14 protein-coding genes are annotated in these 15458 nt (G+C 65.7%); 11 read left to right on the forward strand and 3 right to left on the reverse strand.

Annotated elements, in window-relative coordinates:
- Positions 1-122 precede the first annotated feature (122 nt).
- The 3 genes from E2E30_RS08795 to E2E30_RS08805 form a co-directional block, all read right to left on the reverse strand.
- Positions 123-1364 (reverse strand): SAM-dependent methyltransferase, encoded by a 1242-nt coding sequence (locus E2E30_RS08795; RefSeq protein ID WP_133189096.1) that lies wholly within the window; start codon positions 1362-1364, stop codon positions 123-125.
- A gap of 44 nt (positions 1365-1408) precedes the next feature.
- Positions 1409-2782, reverse strand: coding sequence for a cryptochrome/photolyase family protein (locus tag E2E30_RS08800; protein ID WP_133189097.1), 1374 nt, complete (start codon positions 2780-2782; stop codon positions 1409-1411).
- A gap of 64 nt (positions 2783-2846) precedes the next feature.
- The gene (locus tag E2E30_RS08805; RefSeq protein ID WP_133189098.1) at positions 2847-3785 is read right to left on the reverse strand and encodes a histone deacetylase family protein; all 939 of its coding nucleotides are present in this window, start codon (positions 3783-3785) and stop codon (positions 2847-2849) included.
- Between the two features lie 35 nt (positions 3786-3820).
- Here E2E30_RS08805 and E2E30_RS08810 point away from each other — a divergent pair, with 35 nt between their 5' ends.
- From E2E30_RS08810 to E2E30_RS08860, 11 genes are all read left to right on the forward strand, one after another.
- On the forward strand, positions 3821-4777 hold the full coding sequence (locus E2E30_RS08810) for an alpha/beta hydrolase (RefSeq protein WP_133189099.1): 957 nt from the start codon (positions 3821-3823) through the stop codon (positions 4775-4777).
- 171 nt (positions 4778-4948) lie between these two features.
- Positions 4949-5428, forward strand: coding sequence for an RNA pyrophosphohydrolase (locus tag E2E30_RS08815; RefSeq protein WP_133189100.1), 480 nt, complete (start codon positions 4949-4951; stop codon positions 5426-5428).
- Positions 5429-5477: 49 nt separating this feature from the next.
- Positions 5478-6686 carry a hydrolase gene (locus tag E2E30_RS08820; RefSeq protein WP_206365670.1) on the forward strand — a complete coding sequence of 403 codons (1209 nt, stop codon included), beginning with the start codon at positions 5478-5480 and terminating at the stop codon, positions 6684-6686.
- Positions 6683-7699, forward strand: coding sequence for an arginine N-succinyltransferase (locus tag E2E30_RS08825; protein ID WP_133189102.1), 1017 nt, complete (start codon positions 6683-6685; stop codon positions 7697-7699). Before E2E30_RS08820 ends, E2E30_RS08825 begins: the two co-directional genes overlap by 4 nt.
- A 94-nt stretch (positions 7700-7793) precedes the next feature.
- The gene (locus E2E30_RS08830; RefSeq protein ID WP_133189103.1) at positions 7794-8012 is read left to right on the forward strand and encodes a hypothetical protein; all 219 of its coding nucleotides are present in this window, start codon (positions 7794-7796) and stop codon (positions 8010-8012) included.
- A gap of 68 nt (positions 8013-8080) precedes the next feature.
- Positions 8081-8980 (forward strand): sulfate adenylyltransferase subunit CysD, encoded by a 900-nt coding sequence (cysD, locus tag E2E30_RS08835; RefSeq protein WP_133189104.1) that lies wholly within the window; start codon positions 8081-8083, stop codon positions 8978-8980.
- On the forward strand, positions 8980-10998 hold the full coding sequence (cysN, locus tag E2E30_RS08840; RefSeq protein WP_240699081.1) for a sulfate adenylyltransferase subunit CysN: 2019 nt from the start codon (positions 8980-8982) through the stop codon (positions 10996-10998). Before cysD ends, cysN begins: the two co-directional genes overlap by 1 nt.
- Entirely contained in the window at positions 10995-11750 is a 756-nt protein-coding gene (locus E2E30_RS08845; protein WP_133189105.1) for a 3'(2'),5'-bisphosphate nucleotidase CysQ, read from the forward strand. Before cysN ends, E2E30_RS08845 begins: the two co-directional genes overlap by 4 nt.
- Before the next feature lie 506 nt (positions 11751-12256).
- Complete coding sequence (locus E2E30_RS08850) at positions 12257-13516, forward strand: tyrosine-type recombinase/integrase (protein ID WP_165954486.1); 1260 nt, start codon at positions 12257-12259, stop codon at positions 13514-13516.
- Between the two features lie 305 nt (positions 13517-13821).
- Complete coding sequence (locus E2E30_RS08855; RefSeq protein ID WP_133189107.1) at positions 13822-15006, forward strand: hypothetical protein; 1185 nt, start codon at positions 13822-13824, stop codon at positions 15004-15006.
- Positions 15007-15193: 187 nt separating this feature from the next.
- Positions 15194-15457 (forward strand): helix-turn-helix domain-containing protein, encoded by a 264-nt coding sequence (locus E2E30_RS08860; RefSeq protein WP_133189108.1) that lies wholly within the window; start codon positions 15194-15196, stop codon positions 15455-15457.
- Position 15458 lies beyond the last annotated feature (1 nt).

Below are 15458 nucleotides of genomic sequence, written 5' to 3' on the forward strand. Positions count from 1 at the left end.
AAGCCCTCAAAACTCCCCTCCCGCTTGCCGGAGGGGCTGGGGGAGGGAAATGCCGGAGGGCGCGGCGCGCGAGGCACGCCCCTCCCCTAACCCAGTTTGAGGTGAACGATGCCCCGCATCGTTCAGGTCATGCCGGGGGCATGACCGACCTCAAACTCGCAAGCGGGAGGGGAAATCTTCACCAGCGTGACATGCGCGACATCGATCCCGCCGCCGCGGAAACCGCCTTCGCAATACATCAGATAATAGCGCCACAAGTCGATGAACGACCGGTCGAACTTGTCCGGCAACCGCCCGGCCGCGACCGCATGATCGAACGCCACGCGCCAGCGCCGCAGCGTCTCGGCATAATGCAGCCCGAAGGTGCGATTGTCCTGCCACTCGAGCCCTTCCGCCTCGGCCAGCGCGCGAAAGCGGCTCTCCGAAAGAAGCATTCCGCCGGGAAAGATGTAGCGCTGAATGAAATCGACATTCTCGGCATAGGCCGGGAAGATCGCGTCATCGATCGTGATGTACTGCAGCGCCGCGCGACCGCCGGGCTTCAAGGCGCGCGCCACCGCGGCGAGATAGGCCGGCCAATATTCCTGCCCGACCGCTTCGACCATTTCGATCGAAGCGACCGCATCGTATTCGCCGGTAACGTCGCGATAGTCGATCCGCGAGACCGTCACGTCGCTCAAGCCGGCCGCCGCGATCCGCTGCTGCACCGCCAGCTCCTGCTCGGCCGACAGCGTGATCGCATCGAGGGTGAGCCCGCGCCGCGCCGCGGCTTCCGCAAACGCCCCCCAGCCACACCCGATCTCGAGCACGCGGTCCCCCGGCGCCACCGCCAGCCGGTCGAGGATCGCGTCGATCTTGGTCGCCTGCGCGGCCTCTAGACTTTCCGCCGCCGACACCGGCTCGGCGAACAAGGCGCTCGAATAGGTCAGGCTCGGGTCGAGCCAGACGCGGTAGAAATCGTTGCCGAGATCATAGTGGAATTCGATGTTGCGCCGTGCGCCGACGCGCGAGTTGCGCCGCCGGCTGTTCGCCATACGCCGCAGCGTGCGGATCACCCCGCCCGAGCGCGCGGTGCCGCCGAGCGTCACGCGGTTGCGCATGAACAGCTCGAACAGCACGGTCGGATCGGGGCTCGCCCATTCGCCCTTGGACCAGGCGACGTACCAGCCCGCCGATCCCCCCGTCGCCAGCCGCAGCAATGCGCGCCAGCTGCGCAGATCGACCACCGCCGCCGGCCCCGGCGCGCGGCCGCCCAGCAACCGGTCGCGCCCGTCGGGCAAGTGCGCGGCAAGCGATCCCGCGACCAGACCCGCGTCGATCCGGTCGAGCAGGCGGTGAAACAATTTCGAGAAGGCCCCAAGCATCGCGCGCCCCCTCGCATCCATGCCCGCGTACCGCAACGGGATTTTCAGCGCGCCTGGCGTGCCGCCTCGAGCGCCCGCTCGCGTGCCTCGCGATGCCCGATGATTTTTGCGGGGTAGCCACGCGGGAGACAGCCGGCCTCTTCGGGATCGTGGACGGCATCGCCCTTGATGCTGGCAAGCTCGGGCACCCACTCGCGGATATAGTCCCCGGCATCGAATTTCGGCGACTGGACGAGCGGCGCCATAATCCGCACGAACATGTTCGAATCGATCCCGGTGCCTGCGGTCCATTGCCAGTTGACCGCGTTCGATCCGTAATCGGCATCGACCAGACAATCCCAGAACCAGCGCTCGCCCTTGCGCCAGTCGATCAGCAGATGCTTGATCAGGAAGCTCGCGGTGATCATCCGCACGCGGTTGTGCATCCAGCCCGTCGTCCACAGCTGGCGCATCCCGGCATCGACGATCGGATAGCCGGTGCGGCCCTGCTGCCACGCCTCGAGATCGGCGTTGGCGGCTTTGCCCGTCCGCCAGGCGAGGTCATCGAGCGCGTCGCGACCGTTCTTGGTGCCATAATCGGGATATTGCTGGATGACGGTCTGCGCATAATCGCGCCACCCGATCTCGCTGAGGAAGACATCGACCGAGCCCCCCGCATCGGCGACCGCGTGCCACACTTGCGCCGCCGACACTTCGCCGAAATGCAGATGCGGCGACAGTCGCGAGCTGCCCTCGACCGAGGGCAGGTTGCGCATCTCGTCATAGCGGTCGGCATGATCCGCGAACGCCTTCAGGCGTTTGTGCGCGCCCTTTTCGCCGGGCGTCCATTCCTTGCCGAACCCGGTCGACCAGTCGGGCTTGGTCGGAAGCAGATCCCAGTCGGCCAGCGAATCGCTCTTCGGCCAGTGCGTCGGGGCGGGGATATGCGCGGGCACGCGCGTCGGTTCGGGCGGCGGCAGCGTCGACTTCAATGCGCGCCAGAATGGCGTGAAGATCTTGTACTGCCCGCCCGAGCCCGTCGTCACCGAGCCCGGCGGCGCGAGATAATTGCCGTCGTGGCACGCCAGATCAAGCCGCTTCGCCACCGCGCGCTCGGCATTGCGCCACCATGGCTCGAAATGGCGGATCGCATGGACGCGTTTCGCCCCGGTTTCCTCTGCGAGCTTGGCGAGTTCGACATCGCACACCCCGCGCCGCAGGATCAGCCGCGATCCCTTCGCGTGCAAGGCGGCGTCGAGGCTTTCGAGGCTGTGATGCAGCCACCAGCGCGACGCGCCGCCCATCGCATAGTGTTTCGGCGTGTCGTCATCGAGGATGTAGACCGGGATCACCGCCCCATCCTCGATCGCAGCGAGCAAGGCGGGCTGGTCGGCCAGTCGCAAGTCGCGGCGCAGCCAGAGAAGAACGGAATCGGTCAAGCGTTGCCTCACAAACGAACGGGAGCGGCACCTCTTTAGGCACCCTGCCCCGCTTCCGTCATGCTCAACTTGACGGGAGCGCCATCGTTCCCGGAGTGGCCCGCGCCGCGTGATATGCGCGCCCCAAGGTCAGGATCACCGCGACATGCGTCGCGGCGAGCGCGCGGACGTCGTCGCCATACCCGCCCCCCACCGTGCTCGCGAGCGCGATGCCGCGCGTTGCGGCGGCTTCGGCGATGAAGCGGTCGCGCGCAACAAGCCCCTCGGGTGTCAGCGCGAGCCGACCGAGCCGGTCGCCCGCGAGCGGATCGATCCCTGCCTGATAGAGGATCAGGTTGGGCCGATAGTCGCGAATCAGCGGCAGCAGCGTCGCTTCGAGCGTCGCGAGATACGCGGCATCGCCGATCCCGTCGGCAAGCGGCACGTCGAGGCTCGAACGGGCTTTCCGCGCCGGAAAGTTCTTCTCGGCATGGATCGAATAGGTCGCGATTCCCGGCCGGCCGGCGGTGAGCGCCGCCGTGCCGTCACCTTGATGCACGTCGCAATCGACGATCAGCACGCGCGCGACATCGCCTTCCTCGACCAGCCGCACCGCCGCAATCGCGAGATCGTTGAATACGCAATAGCCGGCGCCGGTCTCGGCGAGCGCATGATGGCTCCCGCCCGCGCTGTTGGCGGCAAACCCACGCTCGAGCGCGAGCCGCGCCGCGAGCCACGTGCCCGCCGGCACGACCTGCGCGCGCGCCGCGACGCTCGGCGTCACCGCAAAGCCGATCCGCCGCTCCTTCTCGCGCGGCACGCGGGCTTCGAGCACTTCGGCGACATAGCCGGGATCGTGCGTCGCCTCGAGCCAGTGGAGCGGCATCGGCTCGGGTTCGTGCCAGTCGATCGCGCTCCCATGCGTGCGCAGCAGGTCGCGGATCGCGGCATTCTTGCTGAGCTGGCTCGGGTTGGCTGCCTGGCCGTTCGCAACATAGGCTGGGTGATGGACGACCGCGATCATCCCCCCTAGGTAGGAGCAAACACGGCATAGACCAGATGGAGAGCAGCGTGACCGATCCGTATGTGCGCCCCGATGTCGCGGGCTTCCTCGCTTTCCTCAATAATATTCCCGGCCCCAAGATGCACCAGCTCGAGGCACCCGCCGCGCGCGCGACTTATGCCGCGATGAAGGACATTGCGGATCCGCCGGTCGGTGAGCTCGCGACGATCACCGACCTGAAGGTCCCCGGCCCCGCCGGCGACATTCCCGCGCGGCTGTTCGACACCGCTGCGACGCGCGCGGCGGGGCCGCTCGTCCTGTTCTTCCACGGCGGCGGCTTCGTGATCGGCGATCTCGACACGCATGCGAGCTTCTGCGCCGAAATCTCGCGCAGCCTCGACTTGCCCGTGCTCGCGGTCGATTATCGCCTCGCGCCCGAAAGCCCCTGGCCCGCCGCACCCGACGATTGCGAGGCGGCGGCGCGCTGGGCGGCGGCGAGCCCTGAGGCGCTCGGTCGGTCGGTCACCGGCCTGATCGTCTGCGGCGACAGCGCCGGCGGCAATCTCGCGATCGTCACCGCGATGGCGCTGCGCGATGCGCCCGCGGCGGTGCCGGTGATCGCGCAACTGCCTTTCTATCCCGCGACCGACACGAGCCGCGAGTATCCATCCTACACGCAGTTCGCCGACGGCTTCCTGCTGACGCGCGACAGCATGGAATGGTTCAACGCCGCCTATCAGGCCGAAGCCGAGCATATCCGCACGTCGCCGCTCAAGGGCGACCTTGCGGGCATGCCACCCGCGGTCGTGGTGACCGCGAGCCTCGACCCGATCCGCGACCAGGGCCGTGCCTACGCCGCGGCACTGGCGGAGGCGGGCGTTCCGGTCGTCTTCCGCGAGGCGGTCGGCAACATCCACGGTTTCATCACGCTGCGCAAAGCGATCCCGTCTTCGGCGGAGGATGTCGCTGGTGCGCTGGCCGCCGCAAAAACGCTGATCGCCGAAGCCCTTTAATCCCCCCCTCCGGGAACCGGGGAGGCGGACAGCCAGCCTCCTTCAGGCTGGTGGTGAAGGGGGGCCGTCACACGCGTACCGCTCGCGGATAGCCCCCCTCCACCCCTCGCTGAATGCTCAGGGTCCCCCTCCCCCGTTCCGCGCGGGAGGATTTCCTAACGAAAGTCCCCAATGACCGACCCCACCACCCTGCCTTATCGCCCCTGCGCCGGAATCATGCTGCTCAACGCCGACGGCCTCGTCTTCGTCGGCCAGCGGATCGATGCCGAAGTCGAAGCGTGGCAGATGCCGCAAGGCGGGATCGACGATGGCGAGGACCCCGAGGCCACCGCTTTGCGCGAGCTCGGCGAGGAAACCGGCATCGCATCTAAGCATGTCGAACTGATCGCCGCCGCGCCGCACGAACTGTTCTACGATCTGCCCGAAGAGCTCGTCGGCCGCGTCTGGAAAGGCAAGTGGCGCGGGCAGCGGCAGCGCTGGTTCCTCTACCGTTTCCTTGGCAGCGACGCCGATATCGACATCGCGACCGAGCATCCCGAGTTCAAATCCTGGCAATGGATCCGCCCCGAGACGCTCCCCGACGTCATCGTCCCCTTCAAGAAGACGCTGTACGAGGACGTCCTCGCTGCCTTCGCGCCGCATCTGTCCTGACGCGGTGCCAGGGGTGGAGCGTACCGCGCAGACCGGCTAGACCGAGCCTATGGTGGGGATGACAGAAACAGACCGCGCGGCCGTCGCCTATGTCGCGACGCAGCCGATGCTGGAACAGGTCGAGGCCTGGTCGGCGATCAACAGCGGCACGCGCAATCTGGCCGGGCTGGCGGCGGTGGCCGAACAGCTCGCGGCGGCGTTCGGCGCGCTGCCGGGGGAACTGGCGCTCGTCACGGGCGACACCGCCGAGAGCGTCGCCGCCGACGGGACCGTCACCACGCTCGATCACGGCAAGCATTTGCATCTCGTCGTCCGCCCCGATGCGCCGGTGCAGCTGCTGCTGACCGGCCACATGGACACGGTCTATCCGGTCGACCACGCCTTCCAGACGCTGACCTTCCGCGACGACGGCACGCTCAACGGCCCGGGCGTCGCCGACATGAAGGCCGGGCTCGCGGTGATGCTCGCGGCGTTGAAGGCCGTCGAGGCGAGCCCGCTCGCAGCGCGCATCGGCTACGAAGTCGTCATCAACGCCGACGAGGAAACCGGCTCCTTCTCCTCCTCGGCGCTGATCGCGCGCGCGGCACGCGGCAAACTCGCCGCGCTGACCTACGAACCAGCCTTGCCCGACGGCACGCTGGCGGGCGCGCGCGGCGGCACTGGGAATTTCTCGATCGTCGTCACCGGCAAGAGCGCGCATGCCGGCCGCAACCCGGACGAAGGCCGCAACGCGATCGTCGCGGCGTCGGACCTCGCGGTGCGGCTGTTCGCGGTCCGCTCGCCCGCGCTCGCGGTCAATCCCGCGCGGATCGAGGGCGGCGGGCCGAACAACGTCGTTCCCGATCACGCCGTGCTGCGAATCAATTTCCGCCCCGCCGACCATACCGAAATCGCGCGCGCGCAGGCGGCCATCGACACGCTGGTGGCCGAAGTCGCCGCCGCGCACGACGTGACCATCGCGGTCCACGGCAGCTTCAACCGCCCGCCAAAACCGATCGACCCAGGCGCCGCCAAGCTTTTCGCGCTCGTCAAGGAATGCGGCGCCGCGCTCGGCCTCGATATCGCGTGGCGCGCGACTGGCGGAGTGTGCGACGGCAACACGATCGCCGCGTGCGGCGTCCCCGTCGTCGACACGATGGGTGCGCGGGGCGGCGCGATCCATTCGACCGACGAATTCCTCATCGTCGATTCGCTCCCCGAACGCGCCGCGCTCTCGGCGCTGACGATCCTGCGCCTTGCCGAAAAGGGCTTATTGTGACTCACGTGATCCGCGCCGCGCGCGACAGCGATCTCCAGCCGCTCTACGAAATGGCCAAGCTCACCGGCGGCGGCTTCACCAACCTTCCGCCCGATCGCACCGCGCTCAAGGCCAAGCTCGATCGCAGCGCCGCCGCCTTCGCCCGCAGCGACGATGGCAAGGCCGACGACCTGTTCGTGCTCGTGCTCGAAAACGTCGCAACCGGCGAGGTGCGCGGCACCTGCCAGATCTTCACGCATGTTGGGCAGAGCTATCCGTTCTACAGCTATCGCCTCGGCACGCTGACGCAGCACAGCAAGGAGCTCGGCCGCACCTTCCGCGCCGACATGCTCGGGCTGACCACCGATCTCGAGGGCTGCAGCGAAGTCGGCGGGCTGTTCCTCCATCCCGGCGAGCGCGCCGGCGGGCTTGGCATGCTGCTCGCGCGCAGCCGCTACCTGTTCATCGCGGCACATCGCGCGCGCTTTGCCGATCGCGTGCTGGCCGAACTGCGCGGGATCATCGACGAAGCGGGCGGATCGCCCTTCTGGGACGGGCTCGCGGGGCGCTTCTTCGGGATGAACTTCCAGGACGCCGATCAATTCAACGCGGTGCGCGGCCACCAATTCATCGCCGACCTCTTCCCCAAACACCCGGTCTATATCGCAATGCTCCCCGAAAGCGCCCGCGCGGTGATCGGCCTGCCGCATCCCTCGGGCCGCGCGGCGATGCGCATGCTCGAGAACGAAGGCTTCGCCTACGAGAACTATGTCGATATTTTTGACGGCGGCCCGACCATGATCGCCAAGACCGACCAGGTCCGCACCGTGCGCGATGCGCGGTCGTCGCGGATCGTCGCGCTCGACGGCGATGGCGGCGATCCCGCGCTTGTCGCGCACGGCCGACTCGCCGAGTTCCGCTGCGCCTATGGCAATGTCCGTCCGTGCGACGGCGGCGTGGTGCTCGATCACGCCACCGCCGATGCATTGCGCGTGAGCGAGGATTTCGTCGTGAGCCACGTCGCCCGCACCTGATCCCGGGTGTCGGGTTAACTGACAGGTAACCATCTTCGTACACGAAAACCCACGCGAAACAGCGCTTGGCCCGCTCCTTGCTTATCAATGTTGCATGTGGACCAAGATCTCCAGCCTGTTCGTCATCAAGACCAAGTTCGAAGCCTTTGCGGTGATCTACGCGCTCGCGCTCGGCGCGGTCGAGCGCGGGGTGCACTATCTTTCGCAATATCCCGGCATCGGTGGCTGGCTGCTGTTCGCGGTCTGCCCGATCGCAGTGTTCATGGCGGGAGCCCGCATCCTCGACTCGGTCGAGCGCAACGCCGAGGCGTGAGCGCGCTTTAGACGCCAACAGGATAAGTTGATCGCGCGGCGGCGTTTCTGCACTATCTGCAACGCAGCATGACGACCCTCACCCACCTCCAGCGGCTCGAGGCCGAAAGCATCCACATCCTGCGCGAAGTCGTCGCCGAGGCCGAGCGCCCGGTGATGCTCTATTCGGTCGGCAAGGATTCGGCGGTGATGCTCCATCTTGCGCGGAAAGCGTTTTTTCCGGGCAAGCCGCCCTTCCCGCTGCTCCATGTCGACACGACCTGGAAATTCCGCGCAATGTACGATCTCCGCGCGCGCGCGGCTGCAGAAGCGGGGATGGAGTTGATCGTCCACCAGAACCCCGACGCGGTCGCGCAGGGGATCAATCCGTTCGACCATGGCAGCCGCCACACCGACATGTGGAAGACCGAAGGTCTCAAGCAAGCACTGACGCAGGGCGGCTACGACGTCGCGTTCGGCGGCGCGCGGCGCGACGAGGAGAAGAGCCGCGCCAAGGAGCGCATCTTCAGCTTCCGCTCGTCGAGCCAGCGCTGGGACCCCAAGGCGCAGCGCCCCGAATTGTGGCACCTCTACAATGCAAAGAAGGCCAAGGGAGAGAGCATCCGCGTCTTCCCGCTGTCGAACTGGACCGAGCTCGACATCTGGCAATATATCCTCGCCGAGCAGATCGAGATCGTCCCGCTCTATCTCGCCGCACCGCGCCCGACGGTCGAGCGCGACGGGATGCTGCTGATGGTCGATGACGACCGCTTCCGGCTCGAGCCCGGCGAAGTCCCGGTCGATCGCTCGATCCGCTTCCGCACGCTCGGCTGCTATCCGCTGACCGGCGCGGTCGAGAGCCAAGCGACGACACTGCCTGAAGTGATCCAGGAAATGCTGCTCACCACCACCTCCGAACGCCAAGGCCGCGCGATCGATCACGATCAGAGTGCCAGCATGGAGAAGAAAAAAGCCGAGGGGTATTTCTGATGGGCGCCAAGCCAGACCTCGTCGCCCCGGCGAAGGCCGGAGCCGCCGCGTTGGAGCGCGAAACGCCGGCCACCCCGCCGCCATCCGGCGACCCCGGCCTTCGCCGGGGTGACGAATATGCCCCCGACTCCCTCATCGCCTCGGATATCGACGCCTACCTCCTGCAGCACCAGCACAAGTCGCTGCTCCGCTTCATCACCTGCGGCTCGGTCGACGACGGCAAGTCGACGCTGATCGGCCGACTGCTCTACGATTCGCGCGCGATCTTCGCCGATCAACTCTCCGCGCTCGAGGCCGACAGCAAGCGCGTCGGCACGCAAGGCCAGAACATCGACTTCGCGTTGCTCGTCGACGGCCTCGCCGCCGAGCGCGAGCAAGGCATCACGATCGACGTCGCCTATCGCTTCTTCGCGACCGAAAAGCGCAAGTTCATCGTCGCCGACACGCCCGGCCACGAGCAATACACGCGCAACATGGTGACCGGCGCCTCGACCGCCGACGCCGCGGTGATCCTGATCGACGCGCGCAAGGGCGTGCTGCCCCAAACCCGCCGCCACAGCTTCCTCGTCAAGCTGCTCCGGCTGCGCCACGTCGTGCTCGCGGTGAACAAGATGGATCTGGTCGAGTACGACCAGTCGGTATTCGACACGATCGTCGCCGACTATCGCGCCTTCGCCAGCGCGATCGGGATCGAGCGCTTCACCGCGATCCCGATCTCGGGCTTTGCCGGAGACAATGTCGCGAGCGCCTCCGCCGCGATGCCGTGGTACGATGGGCCGACGCTGATCGAACATCTCGAAACGATCGACGTCGAGGCCGACGCAGCCCAGGCCCGCCCGTTCCGGCTCCCGGTGCAATGGGTCAACCGCCCAGACTTGGATTTCCGCGGCTTCTCGGGCCTGATCGCAAGCGGCAGCATCCGCCCCGGCGATCCGGTCCGCATCCTGCCCTCGGGCCGCACCACGACCGTCGCGCGGATCGTGACGATGGACGGCGATCTGCCCGAGGCGGTTGCCGGCCAGTCGGTCACGCTCACGCTCGCCGACGAGGTCGATTGCTCGCGCGGCGACGTCATCGCGCTCGCCGACGCGCCGCCCCAAGTCGCCGACCAGTTCCGCGCGACGCTCGTCTGGATGTCCGAAACGCCGCTGCTGCCGGGGCGCAGCTACTGGCTCAAGCTCAGTACGCAGACGGTTGGCGCGACCGTCCAGGAACCGCGTCACGCGATCGACGTCAACACGCTCGCCGAGCTTTCGGTCAAGACGCTCGGGCTCAACGATATCGGCGTGGCCGAGGTCTATACCGACCGCGACATCGTGTTCGAACCCTTTGCCGATGGCGCCGATCTCGGCGGGTTCATCCTGATCGACCGCGCGACCAACGCGACAGTCGCCGCCGGGATGCTCGATTTCGCGCTGCGCCGCGCGCAGAACGTCCATTGGCAGGCGATCGACATCACCAACGCCGCGCATGCCGACCAGAAGGGTCAGACCCCGCGGCTTTTGTGGTTCACCGGCCTGTCGGGCTCGGGCAAATCGACGATCGCCAATCTCGTCGAGAAGAAGCTGTTCGCGCTCGGCCGCCACAGTTTCCTGCTCGACGGCGACAATGTGCGGCACGGGCTCAACAAGGATCTGGGCTTTACCGATGCCGACCGCGTCGAGAACATCCGCCGCATCGGCGAGGTCGCCAAATTGATGACCGATGCCGGGCTGATCGTTCTCACCGCCTTCATCTCGCCGTTCCGCGCCGAGCGCGACATGGTGCGCGCGATGCTGCCGGAGGCATTCGTCGAGATCTTCGTCGACACGCCGCTGGCAGAGGCCGAGGCGCGCGACGTGAAGGGCCTCTATGCCAAGGCGCGCGCCGGCCAGATCGCCAACTTCACCGGCATCTCGAGCCCGTATGAGGCGCCCCAGCATCCCGACATCCGCGTCGACACCACGCGCGAGAGCCCCGAGGCGGCGGCCGAGCGGATCGTCGAGCATATCATGGGCGTATGGAGTCACGACCTGTGAGCCAGCAGACCGACGCTCAACTCGCCCGCTCTGTGGCCCTCGCCGCCGCCGAGCTCTTGCGCGACCTGTGCGTTACGGGGGCCTGCCCGGATGCCGAACTGGGCGACCGCGGCGACACGGATGCGAATACGCTGATCCTCCGCCTGCTCCACGAAGCGCGCCCCGATGATTACGTCCTGTCGGAAGAGGCTGCCGACGACGGCCTGCGCTGCGCCGCGCGACGCGTCTGGGTAGTCGATCCGCTCGACGGCACGCGCGAGTTCCGCGAACGGCGCGAGGATTGGGCGGTCCACATCGGCCTCGCAATCGACGGCGTGCCCGTCACGGGCGCCGTCGCGCTGCCAGCGGTCCAGCGCGTCTTCGCGACCGACGATCCACGCCAGCCGTTCGCCGCAGCCCCACAGCGCCCGCGCATGGTCGTCAGCCGCTCGCGCGCGCACCCGGTCGTGCTCGCGGTCGCCGAGGCGATCGGCGCCGAGCTGGTGCCGATGGGCTCGGCCGGCGCCAAGGCGATGGCGGTGGTGCAAGGCGATGCCGAGATCTACCTCCACGCCGGCGGGCAATATGAATGGGACAATTGCGCCCCCGTCGCGGTCGCGCTGGCGGCCGGCCTGTTCGCGTCGCGAATCGATGGCAGCCCGCTGGTCTACAATTGCCGCGACCCGCTGCTCCCCGATCTGCTGATCTGCCGCCGCGAATATGCCGAGCACGTGCTCACGGCGGTTGCCGCAGCGACACACCTGCTGCCCTGACCCCGCTACATCAGCCTGGGCTCGTAACGGGGCCAACCGTGCCGCACAGCGGGCCCACGAAGCCCGCGCTTTCATAGCGCGACACCTCACCCATCTTCGTCATCCCGGGCTCGTCCCGGGGTCCACCCTGCCGCACAGCATGCCCGCCAAGCGCGCGTGGCACGGTGGGCTCCGGCACGAGGCCGGGGTGACCTCGGACGCTGAGGATGTGCCCCCACCGACACCCCCAGAACGCAAAAAAGCCGGGACATTTCTGTCCCGGCTCATCGCCCGCCATCCGGCGGAAATAGGTGGTGCACCCAGAGCGATTCGAACGCCCGACCCTCAGATTCGTAGTCTTGTGCGAGATTACGGCATCCTGCGCGACTCGCCGCGCGAGTGGCGATCCTGTCAGAAGCATCCTTCCCTATGTTTCCTTGATGTTCCCCCAAACTCCCCGTATCGTGATTGCTAGGTGATTGCTGTGGAGCAGATTGGTGGCGTCGGGAAAGATCACAATAAGGTCCGTGAACGCCTTGCTCGTGGGCGCGTCTGACCAGTTTTTGTGGGATGACGAACTTCGCGGCTTTGGCGTAAAGATCACTCCGGCTGGGCGCCGATCTTATGTCTATCAGTACAGGGTCGGCGGACGGGAGGCCAAGACCAAGCGCTGGACGATTGGAAGCCATGGCGATCCCTGGAGCCCCGCCTCAGCACGGGACGAAGCGGAGCGACTGGCGCTACTCGTCGGCCAGGGGATCGATCCCGTCGATGCGGAGAAGAAGCGTCGGAAGGATGCCGTCACGCTAGCCTTCACTAGTTACGTCGAGACGTTCGCCAAAGGCTATCTGGAGCCCGAATGGGGCTCGTCGTGGAAAGATGCGAAACGACAACTCGAACTTCACGTCGCCCCGATCCTCGGCGCACAACCTCTCAACAAGATCACCGTTTCCGATCTAAACTCGGTGTTCGACAAGCTGCGATCCCAGCCAGCACTGCAGCGGAACGTGTATGCGGTCACCCGCAAGATGTTCGCCTGGGCCGAAAAGCGTGATGACATCGAGCGGTCTCCCTTCGCCAAGATGGCCGTCCCGGGGGGAGCCAAGCCCCGCAGGCGCGTTCTAACTCCGGATGAACTGTCGGCTCTGTGGGAAGCCACCTTCAAGCTCGATCATCCCCGCGGCCATTTCGTTCGCGTGCTCATGGCGACGTTGCAACGCCGGTCCGAAGTTGCCGAGTTACAATGGCCCGAGATTGTATCGGACAGGGGCGTTTGGCACCTCCCCGGGAGTCGGACCAAAAACAAGCATGACCATATCGTGCCGATTTCATCCCTTACGCACTCCATCCTGACCAGCTTGGCATGGAAAAAGCGGGGCCATGCGTTCCCCTCCTCGACCGGTTCGACCGCGATCAGCAACTTCAGCGACATCAAGGCCGTGCTCGACAAGGAAATGCTCGGCATCTTGCAGCGGACGGCGGACGAGCGCGCTGACGAAGCGGGGGAGGACCGACACGAGGTTACCCTCCCCGCTTGGCGTATCCACGACATCAGGCGAACAGGAACGACCCAACTACAGCAGCTCGGCTTCAGCATTGAGGTGAACGAGCGCGTCATCAATCATCATCAGGGCGGATCAGCCGAGGGTATCAAGGGCATTTACAATCTGTGGGAGTATTTGCCCGAGAAGACTCGCGCGCTCGAAACGTGGGGTTCGTGGCTCAATACCCTGGTCACGGGTGTCGCTTCGGCATCGAACGTCATTCCGATCGCAGCGTCGGCATGAATAAAACTCCCGAGAACATTTCCGCGGATCGATCGAGTTGTCGGGACGGCGGAAGGGAGCACGCTATCGTTGCGCCCGTTCGAAGAGCCCCTCCACCGCCCGAGGCTCCGACCATCGTAAAAGGTGGTTCGATGATTTACAGCCATCGCAATTGCGCGGCGGTTTGGCGTGAACGGCCTAGCGAGTTCTGGTCGGAGCGGTCACGCGCGTGCTGGAGAGACGATCTAAGCGATTCGGTCTACCTACCCAACGCCGTTCTTCTTCTCGGAGCTCAATTGCACGGTCAAGCGTGGCGGGACGAGGATATGACCCGTCCGTTTATGTCAAAGCGTGACATTGCTTCCAACCAGGGCGGGCAAGCCGATCGCGACGCGTGGATCCGCATCCATTCGGTATTCGACGCTCTCACTCGAGAAGCCCAGACCAAAGACATTGAGTTGCGTATCCCGGTACCGTTCGACTCGCCCTTGAGGAGTGTACTGATACCGACAGCGGACGGACTTTTTCGCCTGCCCGCGAAGTGGTTTATTAATCCCGGGTTCGAGCACGTCTTTTATGACTGCAAGATCGACCCACTGGCGCCGCATGAGAAACGGTTAAGAATTGCAAGTGTAGGCTCGGACGTGTTCGTCGACCGGGTGGGGCTCAATTCGTTGCATCGAAAGCGTTTTTGGTCCCCAGGCGGGCGCGCAGAATGGCCATTGGGCAATACGGGCCACATATTCCTCGGCGAAGCCATCGAGCGCGTTGGGCATGCCATGTTTGGAGCGAACTGGCAGTCAGACGATCCCGGCCATCGCGTCCTCGAACCAAAAAAGAAACTGTGGAGCCCCGCCGATGGCGAAGACGCGGCGCAGCTCTCCCGATACGAAGATGAGGACCGGAAGAAAGCCGAGGACAGGACTGCCGGCGCGCGTTCACGATCCGAAGCCGTCATCAATCGCATCATAGCCGCGGCCGAAGCGCAAGCCTTGGTCATTTCCACCAGTCGGCGCGATCCGCGTGAATATACGGCGCGGCCGCGCACTTGGTGGGTAGCCGGCAATTGGGAGCATTTGCTCGAGGACTGCACGCTCGATCCCCAACGGCCCACCAGCGCTTATCGGCGGCCGCGGGAAATGTTGCTCTTATTCGTAGACGCTGTGGGGCTGGGCGCTCTTGAGGTCGCAATCAGGACCCCGCCGGATCCACAGCCAGCGGTCGGATCGGGGAGCTCGCCGATAGAACCAGTCGTCCCGCAAGTCGCTATCACGCTGCGCACGCAGTTGAGGCCTGGAGCCAAGCGGCATCCGATCCTTCCGAACATGCGCGCCATCTTCGAGGCGCATTCGAACGCCATGAGCCAGCTCAGTGCTGCGCTCATGCTTGACCTGGTAAAGCGACACTGGCGCGGCACGTATAACGGGCCAAACGATGCGCGAACGATCCAAAAGCAGCTTGATAAATTCCTTGAAGAAAAGGCCACGAAGGCGCGGGCCGGACACGATTAAAACACGAATGCTCGCACGAATAGTGCGTCGGCAATTCGACAACATATTGTTTTTGTTATGTTTTGTCTGAAGGCCCCTTGCACGATTTGCGGAAGTTCTCCCGTCTAATCGTGCGAATCACCCAGCGTTCCCTCGCGTTCCCCGAAGCCCGACGCAGTTGTCGGGCCGGGAACGGGAGGCGGAATGAATGACTTCCAAAAATAAGCCACGCGCGGCACAGGCGGTCCTGACGGACAACCTCAAGCCGCTCCTGAATACCATCGAGGCGGCTCCTTACGCCGGCGTCGAGCCTCACACGCTCGAGAAGTGGCGCGCTCATCACAATCTTGGGCCCAAGCATCTGAAGATCGGAAGCCGCGTCTTTTATGACCCGGATGACATAGCCGAATGGCGCGATACCTGTCGTATCGCCTCAACCGCCGAGAATGATAAATTTCAGGTCGCGGCGTGAT

The organism is Sphingomonas sp. AAP5 (assembly GCF_004354345.1).
Lineage (GTDB): Bacteria > Pseudomonadota > Alphaproteobacteria > Sphingomonadales > Sphingomonadaceae > Sphingomonas > Sphingomonas glacialis.

Excerpts from the sequence above, each read along its gene's own strand:
- E2E30_RS08795 (WP_133189096.1), bottom strand. The coding sequence starts at position 1,364 with ATGCTTGGGGCCTTCTCGAAATTGTTTCACCGCCTGCTCGACCGGATC.
- E2E30_RS08805 (WP_133189098.1), bottom strand. The coding sequence starts at position 3,785 with ATGATCGCGGTCGTCCATCACCCAGCCTATGTTGCGAACGGCCAGGCA.
- E2E30_RS08810 (WP_133189099.1), top strand. The coding sequence starts at position 3,821 with ATGGAGAGCAGCGTGACCGATCCGTATGTGCGCCCCGATGTCGCGGGC.
- E2E30_RS08815 (WP_133189100.1), top strand. The coding sequence starts at position 4,949 with ATGACCGACCCCACCACCCTGCCTTATCGCCCCTGCGCCGGAATCATG.
- E2E30_RS08820 (WP_206365670.1), top strand. The coding sequence starts at position 5,478 with ATGGTGGGGATGACAGAAACAGACCGCGCGGCCGTCGCCTATGTCGCG.
- E2E30_RS08830 (WP_133189103.1), top strand. The coding sequence starts at position 7,794 with ATGTGGACCAAGATCTCCAGCCTGTTCGTCATCAAGACCAAGTTCGAA.
- cysD (WP_133189104.1), top strand. The coding sequence starts at position 8,081 with ATGACGACCCTCACCCACCTCCAGCGGCTCGAGGCCGAAAGCATCCAC.
- cysN (WP_240699081.1), top strand. The coding sequence starts at position 8,980 with ATGGGCGCCAAGCCAGACCTCGTCGCCCCGGCGAAGGCCGGAGCCGCC.
- E2E30_RS08855 (WP_133189107.1), top strand. The coding sequence starts at position 13,822 with ATGACCCGTCCGTTTATGTCAAAGCGTGACATTGCTTCCAACCAGGGC.
- E2E30_RS08860 (WP_133189108.1), top strand. The coding sequence starts at position 15,194 with ATGACTTCCAAAAATAAGCCACGCGCGGCACAGGCGGTCCTGACGGAC.